The following is a 2,044-nucleotide window of genomic DNA, read 5'->3' as shown; positions in this document are numbered from 1 at the left end:
GCCTGGCCGTCCGGCATGGCCTCGATCATGATCACCCACTCGCTCGCCGATCTGGACGCGCTGGCCAGCGAGGAAGACCGCGCCAAGGTGAGGTGCTCGGTGAGGATCTTCAGGTGGGTTTCGCGGGCCTCGGCGTGGTGGCGGCGGCCTTCCTCGGTGATCTGGACGAAGACGCCACGGCGGTCGTCCCTGCAGAGGTCGCGGACGACGTAGCCGTTCTTCTCCAGGCGGGCGACCGTGCGGGACAGGGCGCTCTGGCTGAGGTACATCGCCGCGGCGATCTCCTGCATGCGGCGCTTCTCACAGTGGAGATCGACGAGGCGGTCGAGCGTCTCGTACTCGCTCATGCTCAGGCCGTGAGCGTCCTGCAGGGCCCGCTCCAAGGCGCAGGCGACCGTGTTGTAGCAGGTCGCAAGCTCGCGCCAGCGCTCGACTAGAGCAGCGTTCGCCTCCATGCCGTGCATCGTACCATGCATGCGCATCAGATGCGCAGACATTAAATTCTGCAGAAATTTGTGCGTGGACATTTGATGCATGTGCATGTACTGTCCTGCGCCGTGGCTATCACCGACACCTCACCTGTCTCCACCCGCCGTCCGCCGGTAGCCGACCGCGCGCCGGCCGAACAGATCTGGACCCCTCGCCTTTGGGGCGTCCTCGCCGTCCTGTGCGCCGTGCTGTTCCTCGATGGACTCGACGTTTCGATGGTGGGCGTCGCGCTGCCGTCGATAGGCGCCGAGCTCGGGCTGTCCACCACGTCGCTGCAGTGGATCGTGAACGGATACGTCCTCGGCTACGGCGGGCTGCTGCTCCTCGGCGGGCGCACCGCCGACCTGCTGGGACGCCGCCGGATCTTCCTCGCCGCGCTCGCCGTGTTCGCCGTCGCGTCACTGATCGGCGGCCTGGTGAACGACGGCACGCTCTTGATCGTCACCCGTTTCGTCAAGGGGCTCGCCGCCGCGTTCACGGCGCCCACCGCCCTGTCCATCCTGACCACCACGTTCCATGAGGGACCCGCGCGGAACCGGGCACTGTCGGTGTTCTCCGTCTTCGGCGCGAGCGGCTACTCGTCCGGGCTGATCCTCGGCGGGCTGCTGACCAGCTTTGGCTGGCGCTGGACGTTCCTGACGCCGGTTCCACTCGCGGTCATCGCACTGATCGCGGGCTACGCGCTGATCCCGCGGGACAAGCCCGCAGCCGGCGGCGGCCACGACATCGTCGGTGCCGTGACGCTCACCGGCGGCATGCTGCTCGCGGTCTACACCGTGGTCTCGGCGCCCGACCGCGGCTGGCTCGACCCCCTGACCGTGGGCTCGATCGTCCTCGCGGCGGTTCTGCTGGTCGGCTTCTTCGTCACCGAGAACAAGGTGCGGCACCCGCTGATCCGGCTCGGCATCCTGCGGATCGGCGCCATCGTCCGCGCCAACCTGAGCATCGTCGCGCTGTTCGGGTCGTACCTGAGCTTCCAGTTCATGATGACGCTCTACCTGCAGGACGTCCTGCACTGGTCGCCGCTGAAGATGGCCATGGGACTGCTGCCCGCCGGGCTCCTCGTCGCCTTCGGCTCGCCGTTCGTCGGACGGCTGATCGACCGGTACGGGACGCCTCGCCTGATCATCAGCTCCATGACGTCCCTCAGCCTCGGCTACGGCTGGTTCCTGGCCACAACCGGGAACACCCCGCACTACGCGTTCACGATCCTGCCGACGATGCTCCTGCTTGGCGGCGGATTCGCGTTCGGGTTCAGCTCGATCATGGCGCAGGCCACGGACGGGATCGACGACTCCGAGCAGGGCCTGGCGTCCGGCCTCGTCCAGACCTCCGGCCAGGTCGGCGCCGCCCTCGTCCTGGCCCTGGTCACCGCACTGGTCGCCGGCGGGACGGCCGCCGGCGGCGACGGCTTCGCCGAATTCCACCCGGGCGTCAACCTGGTCAGCGCCGTAGCCGTCATCGGCCTCGCCCTCAACCTGATCCCCCTCCTCCGCCGCAACCGCACCTGACCAGCAACTCCTCAACCGGGGGCGGCCTCCCCAAAGGCCGCCCC

The 2,044-nt window shown here is 68.4% G+C and carries 2 protein-coding genes; one reads left to right on the top strand and one right to left on the bottom strand.

Annotated elements, in window-relative coordinates; translation table 11 throughout:
* Positions 1–455, bottom strand: a 455-nt coding sequence (locus ETD96_RS43580; RefSeq protein ID WP_138642324.1) for a MarR family winged helix-turn-helix transcriptional regulator, incomplete at its 3' end; no start/stop codon positions are given.
* A 102-nt stretch (positions 456–557) separates the two neighbouring features.
* On the opposite strand from ETD96_RS43580, the gene ETD96_RS43575 reads away from it, so the two are divergent.
* Positions 558–2,000 (top strand): MFS transporter, encoded by a 1,443-nt coding sequence (locus tag ETD96_RS43575; protein ID WP_240808649.1) that lies wholly within the window; start codon positions 558–560, stop codon positions 1,998–2,000.
* Positions 2,001–2,044: the final 44 nt, after the last annotated feature.

Origin of the sequence: Actinomadura geliboluensis (assembly GCF_005889745.1) — a bacterium.
Classification (GTDB): Bacteria; Actinomycetota; Actinomycetes; order Streptosporangiales; family Streptosporangiaceae; genus Spirillospora; species Spirillospora geliboluensis.
Note: the sequence above shows the minus strand (reverse complement) of the source record. Positions and strands in the feature narration are given on the sequence as shown.